The organism is Amycolatopsis sp. AA4, from assembly GCF_002796545.1.
Classification (GTDB): Bacteria; Actinomycetota; Actinomycetes; order Mycobacteriales; family Pseudonocardiaceae; genus Amycolatopsis.
The window spans coordinates 1,113,485-1,133,480 of the sequence record NZ_CP024894.1 but is presented as its reverse complement, the minus strand read 5'-3'; the positions used below and the strand labels follow the sequence as shown (position 1 = coordinate 1,133,480).

Annotated in this window: 24 protein-coding genes; 12 read left to right on the top strand and 12 right to left on the bottom strand. The window is 69.9% G+C overall.

Translation table 11 applies throughout. From position 1 onward, the window contains the following. The first annotated feature begins 6 nt into the window (after positions 1–6). Genes CU254_RS05525 through CU254_RS05505 form a run of 5 tightly spaced genes read left to right on the top strand, consistent with a single transcriptional unit; the run spans position 7 to position 2,771 of the window. Positions 7–333 (top strand): hypothetical protein, encoded by a 327-nt coding sequence (locus CU254_RS05525; RefSeq protein ID WP_009073555.1) that lies wholly within the window; start codon positions 7–9, stop codon positions 331–333. Next, positions 330–1,127: an ESX secretion-associated protein EspG gene (locus CU254_RS05520; RefSeq protein ID WP_009073553.1), complete on the top strand. Its 798-nt coding sequence runs from the start codon at positions 330–332 to the stop codon at positions 1,125–1,127. Before CU254_RS05525 ends, CU254_RS05520 begins: the two co-directional genes overlap by 4 nt. A 29-nt stretch (positions 1,128–1,156) precedes the next feature. After that, positions 1,157–1,564, top strand: coding sequence for a YbaB/EbfC family nucleoid-associated protein (locus CU254_RS05515; RefSeq protein ID WP_037712651.1), 408 nt, complete (start codon positions 1,157–1,159; stop codon positions 1,562–1,564). Then, a complete protein-coding gene (locus CU254_RS05510; protein WP_009073550.1) occupies positions 1,561–1,869 on the top strand; it encodes a type VII secretion target in 309 nt (102 codons plus the stop codon). The genes CU254_RS05515 and CU254_RS05510 overlap by 4 nt, the downstream gene beginning before the upstream one ends. After that, the gene (locus tag CU254_RS05505) at positions 1,866–2,771 is read left to right on the top strand and encodes a hypothetical protein (RefSeq protein WP_009073547.1); all 906 of its coding nucleotides are present in this window, start codon (positions 1,866–1,868) and stop codon (positions 2,769–2,771) included. The genes CU254_RS05510 and CU254_RS05505 overlap by 4 nt, the downstream gene beginning before the upstream one ends. Here the strand turns inward: CU254_RS05505 and CU254_RS05500 are convergent. From CU254_RS05500 to CU254_RS05490, 3 genes are read right to left on the bottom strand one after another with little or no spacing between them, the layout of a single operon-like run. Further along, a complete protein-coding gene (locus CU254_RS05500) occupies positions 2,749–3,156 on the bottom strand; it encodes a VOC family protein (RefSeq protein ID WP_009073546.1) in 408 nt (135 codons plus the stop codon). The genes CU254_RS05505 and CU254_RS05500 overlap by 23 nt on opposite strands. Beyond that, positions 3,153–4,607, bottom strand: a complete 1,455-nt coding sequence (locus CU254_RS05495) for a BTAD domain-containing putative transcriptional regulator (RefSeq protein ID WP_037712648.1) — start codon at positions 4,605–4,607, stop codon at positions 3,153–3,155. Before CU254_RS05495 ends, CU254_RS05500 begins: the two co-directional genes overlap by 4 nt. Then, complete coding sequence (locus tag CU254_RS05490; protein ID WP_009073541.1) at positions 4,604–5,770, bottom strand: sensor histidine kinase; 1,167 nt, start codon at positions 5,768–5,770, stop codon at positions 4,604–4,606. The genes CU254_RS05495 and CU254_RS05490 overlap by 4 nt, the downstream gene beginning before the upstream one ends. A 60-nt stretch (positions 5,771–5,830) precedes the next feature. Here CU254_RS05490 and CU254_RS05485 point away from each other — a divergent pair, with 60 nt between their 5' ends. The 3 genes from CU254_RS05485 to CU254_RS05475 all read left to right on the top strand — a co-directional run bounded on the left by CU254_RS05485 (position 5,831) and on the right by CU254_RS05475 (position 8,433). Beyond that, positions 5,831–6,403, top strand: a complete 573-nt coding sequence (locus CU254_RS05485) for a TlpA disulfide reductase family protein (protein WP_009073540.1) — start codon at positions 5,831–5,833, stop codon at positions 6,401–6,403. A 49-nt stretch (positions 6,404–6,452) separates the two neighbouring features. Continuing rightward, positions 6,453–7,133 (top strand): TetR/AcrR family transcriptional regulator, encoded by a 681-nt coding sequence (locus CU254_RS05480; RefSeq protein ID WP_009073537.1) that lies wholly within the window; start codon positions 6,453–6,455, stop codon positions 7,131–7,133. A 403-nt stretch (positions 7,134–7,536) separates the two neighbouring features. Then, entirely contained in the window at positions 7,537–8,433 is an 897-nt protein-coding gene (locus CU254_RS05475; RefSeq protein ID WP_037712645.1) for a C1 family peptidase, read from the top strand. Positions 8,434–8,544: 111 nt separating this feature from the next. Here CU254_RS05475 and katG read toward each other — a convergent pair whose 3' ends face one another. Then, on the bottom strand, positions 8,545–10,788 hold the full coding sequence (katG, locus tag CU254_RS05470; RefSeq protein ID WP_009073533.1) for a catalase/peroxidase HPI: 2,244 nt from the start codon (positions 10,786–10,788) through the stop codon (positions 8,545–8,547). A gap of 23 nt (positions 10,789–10,811) precedes the next feature. Further along, positions 10,812–11,240 (bottom strand): Fur family transcriptional regulator, encoded by a 429-nt coding sequence (locus CU254_RS05465; RefSeq protein WP_009073531.1) that lies wholly within the window; start codon positions 11,238–11,240, stop codon positions 10,812–10,814. A 148-nt stretch (positions 11,241–11,388) separates the two neighbouring features. Between CU254_RS05465 and CU254_RS05460 the strand changes: the two genes are divergently transcribed. Next, positions 11,389–12,219, top strand: a complete 831-nt coding sequence (locus CU254_RS05460; RefSeq protein ID WP_037712642.1) for an SAM-dependent methyltransferase — start codon at positions 11,389–11,391, stop codon at positions 12,217–12,219. Positions 12,220–12,282: 63 nt separating this feature from the next. On the opposite strand, the gene CU254_RS05455 is transcribed toward CU254_RS05460, so the two are convergent. Next, positions 12,283–12,966, bottom strand: a complete 684-nt coding sequence (locus tag CU254_RS05455; protein WP_009073527.1) for a TetR/AcrR family transcriptional regulator — start codon at positions 12,964–12,966, stop codon at positions 12,283–12,285. 235 nt (positions 12,967–13,201) lie between these two features. Here CU254_RS05455 and CU254_RS05450 point away from each other — a divergent pair, with 235 nt between their 5' ends. Beyond that, positions 13,202–13,438, top strand: coding sequence for a hypothetical protein (locus CU254_RS05450; protein WP_037712640.1), 237 nt, complete (start codon positions 13,202–13,204; stop codon positions 13,436–13,438). Then, positions 13,435–13,560 carry a hypothetical protein gene (locus CU254_RS44585; protein WP_255409803.1) on the top strand — a complete coding sequence of 42 codons (126 nt, stop codon included), beginning with the start codon at positions 13,435–13,437 and terminating at the stop codon, positions 13,558–13,560. The genes CU254_RS05450 and CU254_RS44585 overlap by 4 nt, the downstream gene beginning before the upstream one ends. Before the next feature lie 408 nt (positions 13,561–13,968). Here the strand turns inward: CU254_RS44585 and CU254_RS05445 are convergent, their stop codons facing one another. Together CU254_RS05445 and CU254_RS05440 are read right to left on the bottom strand one after the other, a co-directional pair. Continuing rightward, complete coding sequence (locus CU254_RS05445) at positions 13,969–14,763, bottom strand: SDR family NAD(P)-dependent oxidoreductase (protein ID WP_009073524.1); 795 nt, start codon at positions 14,761–14,763, stop codon at positions 13,969–13,971. Positions 14,764–14,775: 12 nt separating this feature from the next. Beyond that, entirely contained in the window at positions 14,776–15,507 is a 732-nt protein-coding gene (locus CU254_RS05440; RefSeq protein WP_009073521.1) for a LysR family substrate-binding domain-containing protein, read from the bottom strand. A gap of 44 nt (positions 15,508–15,551) precedes the next feature. Between CU254_RS05440 and CU254_RS05435 the strand changes: the two genes are divergently transcribed. Continuing rightward, complete coding sequence (locus tag CU254_RS05435) at positions 15,552–15,926, top strand: DUF5997 family protein (RefSeq protein WP_009073519.1); 375 nt, start codon at positions 15,552–15,554, stop codon at positions 15,924–15,926. A 793-nt stretch (positions 15,927–16,719) separates the two neighbouring features. On the opposite strand, the gene CU254_RS05430 is transcribed toward CU254_RS05435, so the two are convergent. From CU254_RS05430 to CU254_RS05415, 4 genes are all read right to left on the bottom strand, one after another. After that, positions 16,720–17,328, bottom strand: a complete 609-nt coding sequence (locus tag CU254_RS05430) for a response regulator transcription factor (RefSeq protein ID WP_009073515.1) — start codon at positions 17,326–17,328, stop codon at positions 16,720–16,722. Continuing rightward, positions 17,325–18,380, bottom strand: coding sequence for a sensor histidine kinase (locus tag CU254_RS05425; protein WP_199785806.1), 1,056 nt, complete (start codon positions 18,378–18,380; stop codon positions 17,325–17,327). Before CU254_RS05425 ends, CU254_RS05430 begins: the two co-directional genes overlap by 4 nt. A gap of 10 nt (positions 18,381–18,390) precedes the next feature. Further along, positions 18,391–18,798: a hypothetical protein gene (locus CU254_RS05420; protein WP_037712637.1), complete on the bottom strand. Its 408-nt coding sequence runs from the start codon at positions 18,796–18,798 to the stop codon at positions 18,391–18,393. A gap of 144 nt (positions 18,799–18,942) precedes the next feature. Beyond that, the gene (locus CU254_RS05415; protein ID WP_009073510.1) at positions 18,943–19,854 is read right to left on the bottom strand and encodes a hypothetical protein; all 912 of its coding nucleotides are present in this window, start codon (positions 19,852–19,854) and stop codon (positions 18,943–18,945) included. Positions 19,855–19,996 lie beyond the last annotated feature (142 nt).

The window sequence follows — 19,996 nt, the reverse complement described above, 5'->3', positions numbered from 1 at the left end:
CATTCGATGACCGGCCACGAGGTCGTCCCGCACGCACTGGACCGGCAGGTCGCCGCGCTGGGCAAGCTCGGCGAGCAGACCGGGGAACTCGTCGGCTCGGCGGGACGGCTCGCCGACCGGCTCCCGCAGCTCGGCACCGCGCCGCCCGCGCTGCACCTGGCGCAGCGGCTGCGCGAGGCCGCCGGGCACGCCGGGCTCACCGGCGAACTGGGCGCGGCGGACACCGAGCTGACTGGGTTCCACGAGGCGCTGCGCGCCGGGATCCGGCGGTACCAGGAGCACGAATCCGGGGTGCGGGAAGCGTTCCAGCGGCTCGAACGGCAAGCCGAATGACCGCCACGCTGCCGCGGACCGGTGACGAGACCGTCCACATCGGACTCGTCGAGGCCGACCTGCTGGCCGCGCACGCCGGGGCGAGCTGGCCGTTTCCGTTGCGGGTGCCGTCTTACGGCCGGATCGAGGGCGAACGCGAGATCCTCTTCGCCACCGCCGGGCACGCGCTGCGGGCGCGCGGCCTCGCGGATGAATCCGGGCCGGACGGCCTGGCCGCGGAAGCCGTGACCGCGCTGCGCGAACGCCGCGGCGTCGTCGATTTGGTGGTGGCGGACGCCGAGGGGGCGACCGCCGTCACCGCGCTCGTCTACCGGTCCTCGGCGCTGATCTGCCGTCAGCGGTTCGAAGCCGACACGCTGTCGGTGCGCCGGGTGGACGAAACCGCGCTGGTGGATGCCGTGCTCGCGGAGATTCCGCAGGCGGAGGCGGCCCGGACGATGCCGGTCACGCTGCCCGAGCACGCGGTCAAACAGGCGATGGCGCTGACCGACGACGAGGACGACGTCTCCCGGGCGCACCGGCTGCGCGACCTCGTCCGCGCCAGCGGCGGCGACCCGGCCGCGCTGGACAGCCTCGTCGGCCTGGTCGTCCCGCTGACCGGCCGCGGCCAGCTCGGCGCGACCCGCGACGGGCGCACCCGGGAGGGCCGCGAACTGTCCTGGATGGACGGTCCGCGCGGCCGCGTCCGGATCAACCCCGCGCGCGACGGCTGGCTCAGCGTGAACTCGCTGCGCCCGGCCGACCTGCGCTTCGCCCTCGGCGAGCTGGCCACCGCCGCGCGGCGGCCGCGATGACCGCACCGAAAACGACCGGAGGACCTTCCGTGCCGATCCAAGACTCGGCGGCCTGGCTCGCCGACTACCAGAAAAACCTGTCCCGGCTGCGGGCCAACGCCGAGGCCGCCAGCGCGAGCCTGTCCCGCGTCGGCGGCCGGGCCGCGTCCCCGCGCGGCGAGGTCGAAGTGCAGGTGGGCCCGAGCGGGGCGCTGACCGACCTCCGGCTGAGCCCCGCCGCCCGCGCTCTGGAAGCCGACGCGCTCGCCCGGCTCATCCTGGCGACCGTGCACGACGCGCACCGCCAGGCCGGCGCGCGGGTCGTGGACATCATGACCGACTACGTCGGCGACGGTCCGGCACTGCAGCTCGTCCGCGACCACCTGCCGGTCGAGGCCGCTCCCGCCGCGCCGCGCCAGGAGGACGACTACTTCGCGAACCCGGGGATCATCTCGTGACCGCCGGCTTCGAGGTCGACCCCGCGCAACTGCGCCGGCACGCGGCCACCGTCGGCGACCTGGCCGACCGGCTCGGCAATGTCGCCCGCAGCGCCCCGTCCGGACTCGGCGACCAGGCGCTCGGCGTCTTCGTGCAGTTCCTCACCGCGGGCCTGCAGTCGGCGGTCGGCAAGACCAACGACGCCGTCTCGCATGCTTCGTCCACTGTGGACAAAGTGAGCACGAACCTCGCGCGGGCCGCGGAAAGCTACGAGCGCCGAGACCAGGGCAACGCGGCTTCGCTGCCCGGGAAGGACCTGCCGTGACCGATTCCGGCCAGCTGCTGGCGGACCTGAAAACCACCACTCAGGCGGTGGAAAACCACGACTGGGTGTCCGCCGGACTCGGCGGCGCGACCACCGCGCTCGACCTGCTCGGCGCGTCGCAGGACCCGCTCGCCGCGCTGACGTCCGCCGGGTTCGGGATGATCACCGGACTGGTGCGGTTCCTGGAAGAACCGCTGAAACAGTTGCAGGGCAACCCGGATTCGGTGTCGTCGCACTCGCAGGGCATGGAAAGCGGCGGCCAGCAGGTATCGTCCGTCGCGGAGGACTATCGGCAGTCGGCGGGCCCGGAAACGTCGGGGTGGAGCGGTTCTTCGGCTTCCAGCTACCGCGACAACAGCTCGCAGCACGCGGACTGCGTCGAGGCGGTCGGCCAGGCAGGCATCGCGATGGCCAAGGCAGCTACCGGGGCGGGGAAGGTGGTCGCGAAGGCACAGCAGGAGGTCGGCGGGCTCATTTCGGAGGCTGTCGGGCAGATTATCCAGCTGATGACTCAGGCGTTCGCCGCGGCGCAGGCGACTTTCGGCGCCAGCGTCGCGGCGGCGATCCCGCAGGCGGTGGCCATCGCTACTCAGTACGGCGGGCAGATCGCGCAGAAGCTCGGGGTTTTGCTTTCGGATTCGGAGAATCTGCTGCAGCTGATCACCTCGGTGACCCAGGGGTTGGAGGCGGCTACGCAGCTGATGACCAAGCTGAGTGCGGCTTCGAAGGCCAGCTCCGGGGAGTCGAGTTCGGGGGCTGGTGCGGATTCTTCGTATTCGCCGTACGGGAGTTCGGCGGAGTCGCGGTATCCGGCGGATTCGGAGTATGCGGATGACACGGATTCGCGTTACCCGGGCCAGCACCGCCCGCGAACTCCGGTCAGCTCGGCCCAGCAGAGCTGACGAGTTCAACCTCAAAGCCGTCTTCGTTGTGCAAGTACGCGGCATAGTGCTCCGCGCCGCCCGCATGGGGATGTTTCTCCGGAAACATCAGCTGCCACCCGTGCCGGGCGGCGTCGGCGGCCAACCGCTCGACCGTCGCGGCGTCCCGGACATGGAAGGCCAGGTGGTTCAGCCCCGGCCGACAGCGGTCGTGCCGATCCGCGGTCAGCGCCGGGGATTGCTCGACCACGAGATACGTCGGCCCGAGCCGCCAGCTGCGCCCGGCGTCCCGCTCCTGGAACTGCTGATATCCCAGCTCTTCCAGCAGCCATCCCAGCGACGCGACCGCGCGGCCCAGGTCCGGCACCCACAGCTCGACGTGGTGCAGGGTCCCCTGCTCACTCAAGCGGAACCCCCCTCCAAACTCAGCACCACCCGCAGCTCCCGGTCCAACTCCGCCCCCGGCTCCACATCCAGATCCGCCCGCAGCCGCTCCCGCATGCGCCGGTGTACCGCCAACGCGTCCGCCCGGCGGCCGCCGCCATGGAGTGCTCGCATCAGCAACACCGCCAGCGGTTCCCGGTGCGGATGGACCGCCAGCAGTGCCGACAACTCGTGCACCACGTCGTCCGTCCGGCCCAGTTTCAGCTGCAGCACGGCCTTTTCCTGCACCAACGTCAGCCGCCGTTCGGTCAGGCGTACTCGTTCACCCTCGACGAACGGGCCGGGCAAGCCGGCCAGCGGTTCGCCGTGGAACAGGGCCAGCGCGCCGTCGTAAGCGTCGACCGCGGCGGCTGGGTCACCGGTGCGGGTAGCAGTCGTGGCTTCCGCGATCCGGTCGGTCAGCTCGGTGACGTCCAGTCTCGCTCGTTCTCCGGCGAAGCGGTATCCGCCGCGGTCGCTGCCGATGACCGAGTCTTCCGTTCGTTCGCCCGCGCCACGAAGGCATTTCCGTAGCCGGTGCACGTAGACCGGCACCACGCGGCCGCCGGTTCCGGGCGGTTCCAGCCCCCACACGCCGTCGAGCAACTCCCCAGGGCTGACCGTCTCGCCGGGGCGCAGGACCAGCGCCGCCAGAAGCGCCTGCTGCCGCACCGGGCCCAGGTCCAGCAGGTTCGGCCCCCGCCAAGCCTGCAACGGGCCGAGCACGCTGAACCGCAACGAGTCCGGGCCGACCGGGGACGGGGCCGCGCCGGGGGCGACCAGGCCGTGGTCGAAGGCGTAGACGATCGCCGCCGCCCGGTCGCGCAGGCGGAGTTTCGCGCATACCCGCTCGTAGTGCGCCTCGACCGTGGTCGTGGAAATCCCCAGCGTTCCGGCGATTTCCGCGTCCGTCAAACCCCGGGCCACCGCCGTCAGCACGTCCGACTCGCGCGGCGTCAGCACTCCGGCCGGCATCACCGAGCGAGCGGAAGCCGCCTCGCGGTAGGTCGTCAGCACGCGTCCGGTGACCGCCGGGTCGAGCCACGCCTCGCCCATCGCGACCGCTCGCACCGCGCGGATCAGGTCCTCCGCGGGAGAATCCTTCAGCACATACCCGACCGCGCCCGCGCGCAGCACTCCGGCGAGCAGCTCGTCGTCGTCGAACGTGGTCAGCGCGAGCACCGGCGGGCGCGGGCCGGACGCGCGCAGCCGTCGCGTCGCTTCGATGCCGTCGACGCGTTTCATCCGCAGGTCCATCACCACGACGTCGACCTCGCCCGCCGCTTCGAGCGCGGCCGGGACCTCGTCGCCGTCCGAACACTCCCCCACCACCACGAACCCGTCGCGGCGACGCAGGATCAACCGCAGCCCGGACCGCACCAGCTCCTGGTCGTCGACGAGCAATACCCGCGTTTCCCCGGAGGCAGCGGTCACGACGCGGCCCCACGCGCCAACGGCGCCGTCACGTCGACTACCCATTCGCCGCCCTCCGGCCCGGCGGTCAGCCGCGCACCGAGCTGATCCGCCCGCGCCGTCATGCCCGCCAACCCCGAACCGCCCGGGTTGCGCGCCGCACCGTTGCGTCCATTGCGGACAGTCAACCGCGCGTTCGAACCATCGATCTCCAGTCGTACCAAAGCATTCTCCCCCGGGGCATGTTTGACCACGTTCGCCAGCGACTCCTGGACGATCCGGTAGAGCCCCAGCCCCACCGTGGCGTCGACCGCGGTCACGTCGCCCTCCAGCTCGTAGTCCGCGACCAGCCCGGCCGCGCACGTCTCCGTCACCAGGTCCGCGATGTCGCCCGCACCGGGCAACGCCCGCGTCCCCGCGGACTCCTGTGCGAGCAATCCAACCGTGCGGCGGATATCGGCCATCGCCGCCCGCCCGATCCGCTCCGCCTCCGTGAGCGCCGCGACGGCTTCGTCGATGTCGCGATCCGTGCGCAACCCGTGCCGCGCGCCCGTGACGTGCAGCAACGTGATGCTCAGCGAATGCGCGACGACGTCGTGCACCTCGCGCGCGATCCGCTGCCGCTCGCCGAGCCGCGCCTGTTCGCGCACGGCTTCCTGCTTGCCGCGCTCGGCGTCCAGCGCGCGCACGTACCAGCGCAGCATGAACCCGGCGGCCATCCCGACCAGCACCGCGAGCAGGTACACCGGGAAACCGACCAGCCCGACGGTCGCCGCGGCCGCCCCGAGCACCGCGATCGACCCGCCGGTCGACGCGAACGCGACCCGCGGCGACGCGATGGACCCCAGCTCGCCGGCGAGCACGATCAACGGCATCGGCGCGAAGTCCGGCACCACCGGATACGCCAGCAGCAGCCCGACCCCGGCGAGCACCCCGAGCGCCTTCAGCCACGACGGCGCGAGCCGCCCGGTGGTCATCCACAGCAGCGTCGACGACGTGGCCAGCAGAAACCCGGCGATCGCCACCGGCAGCGCGGGCCCGGCCCGCTGCCCGACCGCGACGACCAGGCCGCTCACCGAAAAGGCGGTCGTCCCCAGCGGAACCCACCAGGGCAGCGTCAGGCCGGACCGGGCCAAGCCGTCGGCGAGCCTGCCCCGCAGCCGGTCCTTCGCGGTATCCCACACGAGGTCCAGCCTAGAAAACCGCGTCGGCGGGCGCCTGGGGTATCAGCGATACGATGCCGCGTGCGCTTCGCTCGGCTCTTTCTCCTGCTGGCCCTGCTGCCCCTCGCCGCGTGCTCGACCGGGAAGGACGCGGTCAGCCGGTCGGACACCTTCGAATTCGTCTCGCCGGGCGGGCAGACGACCATCCACTACCCGCTGCCGCAGCGCAAAAAGGTCGCGAACCTCAAGGGCCAGAGCCTGCGCGAGCCCGGCAAGGACCTCGCGCTGGCCGACTACTCCGGCGAAGTCGTCCTGCTCAACCTCTGGGGAGCCTGGTGCGGGCCGTGCCGCGCCGAAGCGCGCACCCTGCAGGCCATCGCCGACTCCGGCCGGGCCCGCGGGATCCGGGTGCTCGGCATCAACGTCCGCGACAACCCGAAGTACGCCGCCGACTTCGTCAAGGACCTCGGGCTCGGCTACGAATCGATCTTCGACCCGTCCGGCCGGGTCGCCCTGCAACTGCGCGGCCTGCCGCTGAGCGCGGTGCCGATCTCGCTGATCGTGGACAAGCAGCAGCGGGTCGCGGCCGTCTACCTCGGCGCGGTGCTGCGGACCGACGTCCAGCCCGCCCTCGACCGCGTGCTCGCCGAGTAGACCGGCCGAGGTCCAGACCGTTCGGGCGGCGAGCGCCTACCATGAGCGGATGACCGCGAGTGGGTACAACCGCCGGGAACGTCCCGCCAAGCCCGCGCTGAGCCGCGAAGGCATCGTCGCGGCCGCTCTCGACGTCGTGCGCCGCGAAGGGGCCGAACGCGTCACCATGCGGCGGCTCGCGAAGGAACTGGACACCGGCCCGGCCTCGCTCTACGTCTACGTCCGCGACACCGACGAACTCCACGCCGCGGTGCTCGACGAACTCCTCGGCGAAGTCCCCACCACCGCGGGCGCCGCCGAAGGAGACTGGCGGAGTCGCTTGTGGACAGTCGTGTCCACCTACCGCGACGTCCTCTACGCCCACCCCGGGCTCGCCCGCGTCGCGCTCGTGACCCCGTTGAACGGGCCGAACTACCTCGCCATCGTCGACACCGTGCTCGGCCTGCTCGCCGAAGCCGAGGTGCCGTCCGGACCGGCCGCGTGGACGGTCGACCTCCTGCTGCTCGTCGCCACCGCCAGCGCGGTCGAGCACAGCACCCGCAAGGACCGCCCGGACGCGGAACGACAGCACGACGTGCTCGCCGAAACTGTCCGCGGCCTTTCGCCCGAAACGCATCCGAACATCGCCGCGGCGAGCGAAAACCTGTTCTCCGGCAACGCGGACACACGTTCCCGATGGGCGATCGACGCGCTGCTCAACGGCGCGCGCACGACCCCGCTGCCCGACTGAGGTTTTCTCCGCGGCGCGTGGCGCGGTTGGCGGGCACCCGCCGCGGAGGGAGTCTGTCCCAGCCAGGCACCGCATCGCCGGGCGGGTTCGCCGCAGAGTGTCCCCCGCGCAACGCGCGCTTCTCTCCGGGAAAAGTCGGCGAAGGCGAAAAACTTCGCTGAATGGTTCAAACCATTGGCCGCGCAACGGTTTCTCCAGTGTCCATCATGGACCACTACGCCGGAATAGCGGCGATAACGGGCGCAATGTCCGCTTGATCGATCAGCTTCAATTCGGCAGTTGATGCGGTCCCTCCTTTCGTAGGTTCCCGGGAAATTTTCGCCGATCTATCTTTGCCGTGGTCGGATCCACCTCCCCCACCCTTTCCGATTTCTTATTCTGCATGTCCAAAGGAGTACGCAGGATGCAGATCAGAAAAACGTCCGCACTCGTTTCCCTGCTCGCCGCCGCCGGAATGGCCGCGGCGCTGGGCGCGACCCCGGCTTCCGCTGCCGCCGCCCAGCACCACCCGCACCACCTCAAGCACGGGCTCGGCCTGAACGTCGCCGGGCTGAAGGCCGCCCAGTCGAGGATGCACGCCCACGCGAACTCCGCGCTCCCCGTGCACCCCCTCGCCACCGCGGAGCTGCCGTCCAGCGGCGACCTCACCCAGTACGCCAACGCCCCCGGCGACCAGGGCCAGGTCGGTTCGTGCGTCACCTGGGCCACCGGCTACACCGGTTACGGCGTGCTGATGAACGAGCAGGGCATCGGCGGCGGCCCGATGGCCCCGATGTTCATTTACTCCCAGATCGCCAAGGGCAACGACCAGGGCACCTGGGCGAGCGTCGCGCTGCCGATGGAACAGCAGCAGGGCATCGACACCAAATCCGACTACTGGCAGGGCGATTTCGACTACACGACCCAGCCGGACGACAACGAAAAAGCGAATGCCGCGCACTACAAGCTGTCCGGCTACACGCAATTGTCCACGAGCGGCGACGCGGCGCGGTCCGACATCGAGAACGCCATTTCCCAGGGCGAGCCGGTCGCGATCGGGTTCAACGCGCACCAGAGCTTCATGAACCTGGACGCCGCGTCCGCGAGCGACTACTCGTACCTGCCCGGCGATTCGAGCAGCGACCCGGTCGTCGGCGGGCACGAGGTGACCATCGTGGCCTACAACGACCAGGGCGTGAAGATCGAGAACAGCTGGGGCTCCGGCTGGGGCGACGGCGGTTTCGTCACCGTGCCGTGGGCGTTCTTCAACACCGGCGACGTCGACGAGGTCAACGCGATGGGCAAGCTCGTCCAGGGCTGACGCCGGAACGCTGACCCCCGAGCACTGACCCCGGAAACGGCGAAGGGCTCCTCGCGGGATTTCCCGCGAGGAGCCCTTTTGCCCGATCAGCCGATCAGCGGATCAGGAACCTCAGACCAGGTCGTACCGGTCGTTGTTCATGACCTTGTGCCACGCGGCGACGAAGTCGCGGACGAACTTCTCCTTGGCGTCGTCGCTGCCGTACACCTCGGCGACGGCGCGCAGTTCGGAGTTCGAACCGAACACCAGGTCGTTGCGGGTGCCGGTCCACTTGACCTCGCCGGTGGCCAGGTCGCGGCCCTCGAAGGACTCCGCGTTCGGGCCCTCGCCGTCGGCCGGCTTCCACTCGGTGCCCATGTCGAGCAGGTTGACGAAGAAGTCGTTCGTCAGCGTGCCCGGCCGGTCGGTGAACACGCCCTGGGACGAGTTCTGGTAGTTCGCGCCCAGCACGCGCAGGCCGCCGACCAGCACGGTCATCTCCGGCGCGCTCAGGTTGAGCAGGTTCGCCTTGTCCACCAGCAGGTACTCCGACGGCAGCGCGTTGGCCTTGCCGCGGTAGTTGCGGAACCCGTCGGCCTTCGGCTCGAGCGGCGCGAACGACTCGACGTCGGTCTGCTCCTGCGAAGCGTCGGTGCGGCCCGGCGTGAACGGAACGGTGAGGTCGACGCCGCCGTCCTTCGCCGCCTTCTCCACGCCCGCCGCGCCGGCCAGCACGATCAGGTCGGCGAGCGAGATCTTCTTGCCGCCGGTCTGCGCGCTGTTGAACGCTTCCTGGACGCCCTCGAGCGTGCGCAGCACCTGAGCCAGCTCGTCCGGCTCGTTGACCTCCCAGCCGCGCTGCGGCTCGAGGCGGATGCGGGCGCCGTTCGCGCCGCCGCGCTTGTCGCTGTGCCGGTAGGTCGAGGCCGACGCCCACGCGGTGGACACCAGCTGCGCGACCGACAGGCCGGACTCGAGGATCTTCGCCTTGAGGGCCGCGACGTCCGCGTCGTCGACCAGCTCGTGGTCGACGGCCGGGACCGGGTCCTGCCAGATCAGCTCTTCCTGCGGCACCAGCGGGCCGAGGTAGCGCTGGATCGGGCCCATGTCGCGGTGGGTGAGCTTGAACCAGGCGCGGGCGAAGGCGTCCGCGAACTGGTCCGGGTTCTCGTAGAACCGGCGCGAGATCGGCTCGTAGATCGGGTCGAAGCGCAGCGCCAGGTCGGTGGTCAGCATGCTCGGCGCCCGGTTGAGGTCACCGGTCTCCGGGTCCGGCACGGTGTTCGCGGCCGCGTTGTTCTTCGGCTTCCACTGGTGCGCGCCCGCCGGGCTCTTGGTCAGCTCCCACTCGTACGTGAAGAGGTTGTGGAAGAACCAGTTGCTCCACTTCGTGGGAGTGGGGGTCCAGGTGACCTCCAGCCCGCTCGTGATCGCGTCGCGGCCCTTGCCGCTGCCGAAGCTGTTCTTCCAGCCGAGGCCCATCTGCTCGATCGAGGCGCCTTCCGGCTCCGGGCCCACGTGCACGTCCGCGTCGGCCGCGCCGTGCGTCTTGCCGAAGGTGTGCCCGCCCGCGATCAGCGCGACGGTCTCCTCGTCGTTCATCGCCATCCGGCCGAACGTCTCGCGGATGTCGCGCGCCGCGGCGATCGGGTCCGGGTTGCCGTTCGGGCCTTCCGGGTTCACGTAGATGAGCCCCATCTGGACCGCGGCCAGCGGGTTCTCCAGCTCGCGGTCGCCCTTGTACCGCTCGTCGCCGAGCCAGGTGCGCTCCGGGCCCCAGTACACGTCCTCGTCCGGCTCCCACACGTCGGCGCGGCCGCCGGCGAAGCCGAAGGTCTTGAAGCCCATCGTCTCGAGCGCGCGGTTGCCGGCGAAGATCATCAGGTCGGCCCACGAGATCTTCTTGCCGTACTTCTTCTTGACCGGCCACAGCAGACGGCGCGCCTTGTCGAGGTTCCCGTTGTCCGGCCAGCTGTTCAGCGGCGCGAACCGCTGCTGCCCGGCACCGGCCCCGCCGCGGCCGTCGTCGATCCGGTAGGTGCCGGCGCTGTGCCAGGCCATCCGGATGAACAGCGGGCCGTAGTTGCCGAAGTCGGCGGGCCACCACTCCTGGGAGTCGGTGAGCACCGCGTCGACGTCGCGGGCCAGCTCGTCGAGGTCGAGGCTCTGGAATTCCTTGGCGTAGTCGAAGCCGTCGTCCATCGGGTCCGCGACGGCGGGATGCTTCCGGAGGATCTTCAGGTTGAGCTGGTTCGGCCACCAGTCACGGCTGCTGCCGCCCTCGGTCGGGTGCGCGAAGCGGCCCGTGTGGACCGGGCACCCGCCAGCGGTCTCCTCATTCATCTCGCCGACTTCGGCGTTCGGGGTGTCAGACACGGGAATCCTTCCGGAACTCAGAATCAGTTTGCTGCCGTCGAACAGGCGGGGCATCGGCCCCAGTAGACGACCTCGGCCTCGTCGATGACGAAACCGTGTGCTTCGGAAGCGGTCAGGCAAGGTGCTTCCCCGACCGCGCAGTCGACGTCCTCGATGGCACCGCACGAGCGGCACACGACGTGGTGGTGGTTGTCCCCTACCCGGGCCTCGTACCGCGCGACCGAACCGGGCGGCTGGATGCGCCGCAGCAGGCCCGCCTCGGTCAGAGCGCGCAGCACGTCGTACACGGCCTGGTGGGACACCTCGCCGAGATCCGCGCGCACCATGCCGATGACGGATTCGGTGTCCGCGTGCGCGTTGGCGTGCACCGCGGAGAGCACGGCCAGCCGAGGGCGCGTGATCCGCAACTGCACTCCGCGCAGCAGCTGCTCGAAGTCCGTGGTCGTCGGCATGCCCCGGAGTCTGCCCCATTTTCTGGAATGAATCAAGAATCTGTCACCCACTCCGGTTGTCCTCCTCCTGGCGGTCGCTTGACAGTCCGGAAGGTCTACGGTGAGTAGACCAACGAGACGTCCGACACATCCCGAGGTGACGCCAGAAATGACCGAGGCCGTCGAATCGCCCAGTTCGCATCCGGTAGGGGTCGACATCACGCGAGCGAGCATTGCCCGGGTGTACGACGCCGCATTGAACGGCACGAACAACTACGAGATCGACCGCAGGGTGCTCGAGCAGGTCCGGACCGTGGCCCCGCAGGTCAACGACCTGGCCTGGGCCAACCGCAACTTCCTCATCCGGGCCTGCCGCTTCCTCGCCACCCAGGGCCGGATCACCCAGTACCTCGACTGCGGCTCCGGCCTGCCCACCGCGGAGAACACGCACCAGGTCGTCCAGCGGATCATCCCGGAAGCCCGCGTGCTGTACGTGGACAACGACCCGGTGGTGCTCGCGCACGGGCGCGCGCTGCTCGAAGAGAACGAAAACACCCGCTTCGTCGAGGCGGACATCTTCAAGCCCCAGCAGATCCTGGAGAACGAGACCGCGCGCGAGTTCCTCGACTGGACCAAGCCGATCGCGTTGCTGCACAACGGAACCCTGCACCACTACCTCGGCGACGACTACGCGGAGATGATGCAGACCTATGTGGACGCGCTGCCGTCCGGGTCGTTCGTGGTGATCGCGCACTTCCTCGACCCGCAGACGCCCGAGCACAGCGAGATCGCGCGGAAGATGGAGGACAAGTTCACGCACAGCCCGATGGGCAGCGGCGTCTTCCGGACGCACGCCGAGATCGCGCGGATGTTCGGCGGCACCGAACTGGTCGAGCCCGGCCTGGTGCTGTGCGACGACTGGTGGCCGGACGGCCCGCGGTACCAGCCGCTGAACCCGGTCCAGGAGTGCATCGCGGGCGGGGTCGGCCGGAAGGCCTGACGCTCGCTCGCCCGGCCTCCCCGCGAGACTTTCGCGGGGAGGTTTTTCTTTGCCCCGGCGCGGTCAGTCGAGGAGGCGGTAGTCCAGATCGGACAGCGGCGAATCCGGGTTGAGTTCGACGCCGACCGTGCGCAGGGTGTCGTCGAGGATCGACCAGACCCAGCGGGCGAGCAGCTGGCGCAGGTCGTCGCGGTCGATGCCGCGCGGCGCGTCGAGCCAGCGCGCGGTGCTGGACTCGACCAGCCCGACGAGCCCGTACGCGATGGTCTCGCCGACTCGCTGGTCCGCGCCGAAGAGGCCGAGGTAGTACTCGAACAACACGGTCAGCTGACGGGCGATCGCGGTTTTCACGTCCGCGACGACGTCGCGCGGCCCGGTCACCGACTGCCGCATCAGGTATTGGTAAAGCGCGCGGTGTTCGGAAAGCCATTCGATGTGCGCGCCGATCGTCGCGTGCACCATTTCGCGCGGAGTGCCGGACACTCCCCACAGCGGGGAGAATTGCGCGCCGATCATTTCCGCCGCGCGCAACGCGATAGCGCGCTGCAGATCCGCGGTGTCGGCGAAATGCTTGTAAATGCGCGTGCGGGCGACGCCGGCCTCGTCGGCGATCTGCTCGGTGGACACGTCCGGACCGAACCGGGCGATCGCGCGCATTCCGGCTTCCACGAACTCCCGGCGCCGGCGTTCGCGCTGCCCTGCCCACCGGGTGGCCCGCCCGTCGGGCGGAGTACCTGAGGACGTCATCCGCGCGAGTGTATCGCCGGGTCACATATCGGATACGCCGTTGTACCTGTTACTTTGGGTATAGAGGGATGACTGTCCGTGGTCGGGCTTGCCTCGACGTGGCAGCCACGTTCATGCGGCCGTTGCGCCGGTGTGAGCCAGATCATGGACCGGGAATGCGTCATCGGCGCGAGGGGAGCGAGTCGCGCTGATGAAGCGAGCGTCGCCCACAAGGGTGGCGTGCAGGGAGGAACACATGGACGGCGAACAGCACCGGCCGGAACTGTCCACCGGCCACCGGGTCACCTACGTGGTCGGCCAGCGCACCGGCAGGCGCCAGCTCTGCCGGCGCGGGGTGGTCACCGGAGCCCCGGTCACCGACGACGCGACCGCGGTCACCTGGGTCCCGGTCCAGGTCGACGGCCAGGCAAGAGACGCGGATCCGCAGTGGATCGCGGCCGACGCGATCGTCGACGTGGTGAGCGCGTCGTGAGCGCCGACCAGGCCGTGGCCACCCCGATTTTCGACGGCGTGGTCGCCGAGGCCGGGCTGGACTGGTCCGAAGAGGACGTGCCCAAGGGCGCGGCGGACGAGCAGCCCGGCTCGGGCAAGTAGCCCGGCGACCCTTCGCGGCGTTCGCGCGGACGGGTGGGCGACGGCGTCCTCTGGCTCGGCTGCGTCACCTGTTCGTGTGTTCGATAACTGCACACGTCCGGGTGAACTCCGCGGGGCCGAATCGGCGCTGAATGCTGCCCTTTTCACCCCTCGCCGGGTAACTCGGCCTCGCGGTGCCGTTCCCGGCAGATCTTCACCGATGCCCCCAGAAGAAGGTGAGAGATCAACGTCGCGCGTCGTCCGCACTGTCGTCGGGAGCTAACTCGAGTTTCGCGAAAATGCCGCGGATATATTTGCGCACCGCGCCGTCCGTTACGACGAGCCGTTCCCGCCCGAAATCCGCGGGTCCTGGACAACAATTGCGCGGCGGCTTCGACTATCCCGCTCGGCGGACGAATTCCAGGCCGTTCAGTAGTAAATCTGCCCCGGAACGCCGCCGCCGACCGCGATGGCGTCTCCGTTGATCGCCACGCTGCGCGGAGACGCCAGGAACGCCACGACGTCCGCCACCTCAGCCGCCGTCACCAAGCGCCCGATGCTCACGCCCGCGGTGAGGCCTTTTTCCAGCTCCGCCACGGAAATCCCGCGCGCCGCGGCGATCTCGGCGAATTTCTCCGGCGTCCGCTCGGTGACGGTGTAGCCGGGATGCACGACCGTCACGGTGATTCCTTGCGGTCCCAGTTCGTCGGCGAGATTCTTGGTCATCGCCGCGACCGCGACGTTGCGGATCGACCCGAACGTCGAACCGGCCAGCCGCGCGTTCAGCCCGCTGACGTTCACGATCCGGCCCCAGCCGCGCTCCCGCATCCCCGGGGCCAGCGCACGAGCGCACCGCAGGTAGCCGAGCACCTTGGTCTCGATCTCGAGCCGCAGGTCCTCGTCCCGCAGGTCGTCGAGCGGCGTCCGGACCCCGGTCGACGCCGGAGCCGCGCAGTTGACCAGGACGTCCGCCGCCCCGAACTCCGCCTTGACCCGCTCCGCCATCGCCGCGACCGCGGTGTCGTCGGTGGTGTCCGCGGGAACCGCGACGACCTTCGTGCCGTGCCTGCCGACGCTCTCCACCGCGGCGGCGAGCGCCTCGCCGTCCCGGGCGACGAGCGCCAGGTCAGCCCCCTCCGCCGCGAGCACCTCGGCAACCGCCAGCCCGATCCCGCGGTTGGCCCCCGTGACGACCGCGCACTTGCCCCTCAACCCGAGATCCACGGTTTCTCTCCCTCAACGACGCCGGCGAGGCTTCCCGCGCCCGCCAGACTTGGGCACGCTCCGCCGCCGGTCCGGTTCGCGCTGCTGCTTCTTCTTGGCCGGCGCCGCCTTGCCGGTCTTCGCCTGCGTTTCCTGCTGCCCGCGCGTGCTGTTCACCGTGCGCCCGCGAACGATGCCGATGAACTGCTCCACGAGATCGCTGGTCTCGCCCTCCGGCCACGACAACGCGACGCGCGACTGCGGCGCGTCCTCGACTGTCCGATACGTGAGGTCACGCCGATGGTGCAAACGAGCAAGCGACTGCGGCACCATCAGCACCCCGACGCCCGCGGCCACCAGCTCGATCGCGTCGCCGGTCGTCTCCGGCCGCTCCAGCGCAGGCTTGCCCGGCAGCTGGTCCCACCCGAGCGAGTCGTCGAGCGGATGCAGCACAAGCTCGTCCGCGAGGTCCGCAATGGACACCTCGTCGGCCGCCGCGACCAGGTGGTCCTTGGGCACGACGACCACCGTGGCCTCGGTGTAGAGCGGGATCGCGTGCAGTCCGTCGCGGTCGTCGGACAGCCGCAGCAACGCCGCGTCCACCCCGCCCTCGCGCACGACGCCCGCGGCCTCGGCGGCAGTGACCGCGACCAGCTCGAGCGGCACTTCGGGATTGCGTTCGCCCCAGATCCGGACCCACTTCGCGGGGGTCGCACCCGGAACGTAGGCGAGCCGGAACGCCGAGGCCTGGTCGGCTCCTGTCACGTGGCAAGGCTACCGGCGCGGGGTGGCCGGTTAGGCTGGTGGGCATGACGGCGCAGAAGACCCCCCAGACCATGAAGCCGGCGACGGCAGCGAAGAAGCTGGGCGTCTACCTCGAAGCGACCCCCGCAGAATTCCGCGCGGGCGCCGTCTCGCGCGACGAACTGAACGCCCTCCAGACCGACCCGCCGGAATGGCTCCGCGACCTCCGCCGCAACGGCCCGCACCCGCGTCCGGTAGTAGCCGCGAAACTGGGAGTCTCCATCGGCGGCCTGGCCCGAGGCGGCGTCACCGAAGCCCTGACGACGGACCAAATCGAGGCCCTGAAAGCCGAAAACCCCGCCTGGCTGCAACGCGAACGCGACACCCAAGCCGAGGTCCGTCGCGAAGCCGCGCGCCTGAACGCGGAAAAGACCGACTAGCTCGCCAGTCCACTTCGGACCAGTCGTTTTTTCGCCCGTCCGTCAGGGAACCCCGACACACATTGGGTTCTCACACCTGACCGCCGGACCCGGCAGCGGAACGCCCTTCACAGATGTTCCCGGACGAAGCACGCCGCGCGCGAGCCGCCTGCGGCACCCCTGCCAGGCGATGCGGTGCGCACTGACTGAGGTGGGCGCTCCGCGAATTCCGTGAGGGGAACCCTCACGGACTCTGAGTCCCTCAGGGTTCCCCTCACGACACTCCCGCCTCCCGACCGGGATGCGCCCCAATGCCACGTTGGGTGCATCGCATGCACCCAACGCCACATTGGTTGCATCGCATGCACCCAACGCCACATTGGTTGCGTCGCATGCACCCAATGCCACATTGGGGCGCATCCGATGCCACTTTGATGCGCGAGCCCACCCACCCGAGCCGCTCCCCATCCCCGCGCCAAGTGCACTCGTCATTCGCCGCAGCCGGTGCACCCAACGCCACCCTGGGGCGCTAACTACACACGGCGAGCCCCCACGCCCCCACCCACCCGAACCGCCGCCGATGCACCCAACCATCGAGGCACCAACCAAACCACCGCCGACGCACCCAACTCCGGGGACACCCAGCCCTCCCCCAACCCCGATACGAAGCCTCCCTGCGGGCGGTGGGTGCTTGTCAAGGCATCTTTCCCGCCTTGACAAGCACCCCCGAACCGTCAGCACAATGAAACTTCGGGGTGCCCCACGCAACCCACCAAAAGCAATGTCGCCCGCCAGGGCGACGAGCCGAACACCCTCACAACCACCCCCTCTCCTCAGCCACCCGAACCGCCCCCATCCGATTCCGGGCCCCAGTCTTCGCAATAGCCCCAGACAAATAATTCCGCACAGTCCCCACCGACAAATACAAACTCCCGGCAATCTCCGCCACCGACCCGCCACCCCGCGCCGCGATCAACACATCCCTCTCCCGAGCAGTCAACGGCGATTCCCCCGCAGCCAAAGTCGCCACCGCCAGCGCCGGATCCACCACCCGCTCCCCCGCCATCACCCGCCGGATAGCGTCCCCCAACGCCTCCGCGGGCGCGTCCTTGACCACAAACCCCAGCGCCCCAGCCTCCATCGCCCGCCGCAAATACCCGGCCCGCCCGAACGTCGTCAAAACCACCACCCGGCACCCCGGCACCTGCTCCGCCAAAACCGCGGCCGCGGCCAACCCGTCCAACCCGGGCATCTCGATATCCAGCAACGCCACATCCGGCCGATGCTCAAGCGCGGCCCCCACCACCTCATCCCCGCGCCCCACCTGCGCGACCACCACGAAATCGTCCTCAAGATCAAGCAGGGTCCCCAACGCCTGCCGCACCAAAACCTGATCATCCGCGAGCAGCAACCGAATAGTCACGCCACAGTCACCCGCAACCGCCACCCCCGAGGCCGAACCGGCCCCGCCTCCATCCGCCCGCCGGCGGCCGCCACCCGATCCCGCAACCCGGACAACCCATTTCCCGGACCCGCGGCGGAACCAATCCCATCGTCCCGAATCTCCACCGAAGCCCCGGAAACAATCACCGAACAAGCAGTAGCCCGAGAATGCCGCACCACGTTAGTCAGCCCCTCCCGAACCACCCAGCCGAACAACTCCTGATGCGGGCCATCCGCCGCGGTAGGCAAATCCGCACTGATCCCGGCCGCCCGCAACAATTCCCGCCCCCTCGCCAGCTCCCCGGCCAGCGTCACTTCCCGATACCCGGAAACCGCCGCCCGCACGTCCGCCAATGCCTGCCGCGACAACTGCTCAACCTGCCCGATCTCCTCGACCACTCGCTCATCCCCCTTGGCCGCGAGCCGCCGGGCGAGATTGCTCTTCACCGTGATCGCGGTGAGCGAATGGCCTAAAAGATCGTGCAAATCCCGCGAAATCCGCGAACGTTCCGCATCGGCGGCCAACCGCTGCACCTCCGCCCGCGCCTGCACCAGCGCCCGGTTCGCCCGCAACGCCTCCGCGAACGCGACGACCACCAGCACGGTGAACACCAGCGCCGCGGCCTGCGCCCACCCCGGGTCCGCCCGCCAGACCGCCCACGGCACCACCACAGTCGCCGCCGCGGCGACCGGCACGATTGCCACCCCCCACCGTGGCAACCGCGGCACCGCGAGCGAAACCACCACCGCGAGCAGGTAAAACGCGTTCGCCTGGGCGATCGGCAGGACGACGGCGAACAGCACCGTCAACGCGCCGGTCAGGATCCAGAAAACACGGCTCCGGTACTCGTAAGCGGCGACGGCCGCCCCGATGTAGCACGCGCAGAACCCCAGCAACGCCACCACCGCCGCCGGCCGGTCCGCTACCTGGACGAGGACGATCAGCGGATACACCAGGAGGCCGGCGTCCAGCACGAGCCTGCGCCAGCCCAGCACCCAGCGCTGCGCGTCGGAATCGGGGCCGCGGTCCACGTCCGGCACGCTACTCGGAGTACAGCGAACGCACGTGCCGTCCGTTGACCAGGACGACCACCGCCAGCAGCAGCGCCCCGCAGACGCCCTGCTCAAGCCGGACCCACAGCGGCAGGAACCCCGGAATCGACACGATGACGATGATGGCGACCGTCATCACCGCCGAGACGATCCGGAGCCGCAGCAGCCCCCGTTTCGAGCCGCGGGCCGCGCTTCTCGCGAACAGGAACGTCAGGAGCGCGCTGGCCGCCACGATCGTGGCCCGGACCCAGACGACGTCGGTGACCATCGACGGGTCGTCGCGGAAGAGGAAAATCGCGCCGAGGGTGAGCACGCTCAGCGCCAGATAAGCCCCGGTGAGAACGCGGACCGCCCGGACGCGGGGAGATGCGGAAACCGTTGCGGTGCGGGAGTTCATGACTGTCCTTTCCGGACCGGTGGATCGGCCCGGAGGATCCGGCGCCGCTTGCCCGTCCATGGTGGTCGGGACGGGCAAGCGAGCCGTAGTGTCACCGCGCATCGGTGCGCGATGACATTTGTCAGAACCCGGTCATCCGCGCCGTCAGCGGGCAGCGGTGAGCTTCGGCCCGATCGCCGCGCCGACGACCACGAGCACGCCGCCGAGGAGGAGCAAATACGCGCCGAGACCGATCTTCGACAGATCCTCGGAGAACATCGCGACGATGCCCGCGATGTGGAAGATCAGCATGAGGGTGGCCCGGCCCGCGAAGACGGTGCGGTACCACCAGAAGTTCGGCGGCGTCAGTTCGCGGCTGCGGATCCCGCTCAGCCAGTAGGCGGACTTCTTGCCGCGCAGCGCGCCGAGCGTCCACGGGAGAGTGGATCCCAGCGTCGCGGCGATCAGGATGAACGCGAGGAACCGCACGTACATCGCGGCGAAGCTGTCCATGCCGGACGTCATCTTGCCGAAGGCGTCGATGAAGGTGACCGAGGCCGTTTGCGAGCCCAAGGTGAACGTGACCCAGGGGATGAAGAGGGCGACGACCTCGAGGATGGCGCCGAGAACCACCGGGATGGCGCCGAGCCCCGGAGTGGTGAGCGGCTGGTTCTGGGGCAGGAAACCAGGGCCGGACTGGGGTGCGGCGTACCCGGCTCCGGGCGGCTGGGCAGGGTAGCCCGGCTGCGGCGCGGGATAGCCCGGCGGTTGTGCGGGATAACCCTGCTGGCCCGGGTAGGCCGCTTGGCCCGGGTACTGGCCCGGCTGGCCCGGCTGCCCCGCGTACTGCCCAGGCTGCCCCGGGTACTGCCCCGGTTGCCCGGCCTGGCCCGGGTACGCGCCCGGCGCGGGCTGGCCCGGATACTGCTGCTGCCCGTACTGCGGAGCCTGCCCGGGCTGTTGCGGATAGCCCGGCTGGTGCCCGGCGCCCGGCGGAGGCGCCTGCCATCCCGGCGGGACCGCGCCCGGTTCCTGCGGCGTGCCCGGCTGCTCCTGTGGACCCCCTGAGGTACTCATGGCCGCCGATGGTAACTGCCGTACCGACGGTGTGAACGGCGAAAGACCGCCTCGGGCATGACGAGTCCGCACAACGGGACCGGCAGGCTCCCCAGACGCCGCACAATCAACCCGCTGACCAGGTCAATGGCCGCGGTCGAGC

Coding starts and splice junctions, on each gene's coding strand:
- CU254_RS05455 (WP_009073527.1), bottom strand. CDS start 12,966: ATGACGTCCTCAGGTACTCCGCCCGACGGGCGGGCCACCCGGTGGGCA.
- CU254_RS05480 (WP_009073537.1), top strand. CDS start 6,453: ATGACCGCGAGTGGGTACAACCGCCGGGAACGTCCCGCCAAGCCCGCG.
- CU254_RS05465 (WP_009073531.1), bottom strand. CDS start 11,240: ATGCCGACGACCACGGACTTCGAGCAGCTGCTGCGCGGAGTGCAGTTG.
- CU254_RS05475 (WP_037712645.1), top strand. CDS start 7,537: ATGCAGATCAGAAAAACGTCCGCACTCGTTTCCCTGCTCGCCGCCGCC.
- CU254_RS05435 (WP_009073519.1), top strand. CDS start 15,552: ATGACGGCGCAGAAGACCCCCCAGACCATGAAGCCGGCGACGGCAGCG.
- CU254_RS05420 (WP_037712637.1), bottom strand. CDS start 18,798: ATGAACTCCCGCACCGCAACGGTTTCCGCATCTCCCCGCGTCCGGGCG.
- CU254_RS05520 (WP_009073553.1), top strand. CDS start 330: ATGACCGCCACGCTGCCGCGGACCGGTGACGAGACCGTCCACATCGGA.
- CU254_RS05525 (WP_009073555.1), top strand. CDS start 7: ATGACCGGCCACGAGGTCGTCCCGCACGCACTGGACCGGCAGGTCGCC.
- CU254_RS05415 (WP_009073510.1), bottom strand. CDS start 19,854: ATGAGTACCTCAGGGGGTCCACAGGAGCAGCCGGGCACGCCGCAGGAA.
- CU254_RS05460 (WP_037712642.1), top strand. CDS start 11,389: ATGACCGAGGCCGTCGAATCGCCCAGTTCGCATCCGGTAGGGGTCGAC.
- CU254_RS05450 (WP_037712640.1), top strand. CDS start 13,202: ATGGACGGCGAACAGCACCGGCCGGAACTGTCCACCGGCCACCGGGTC.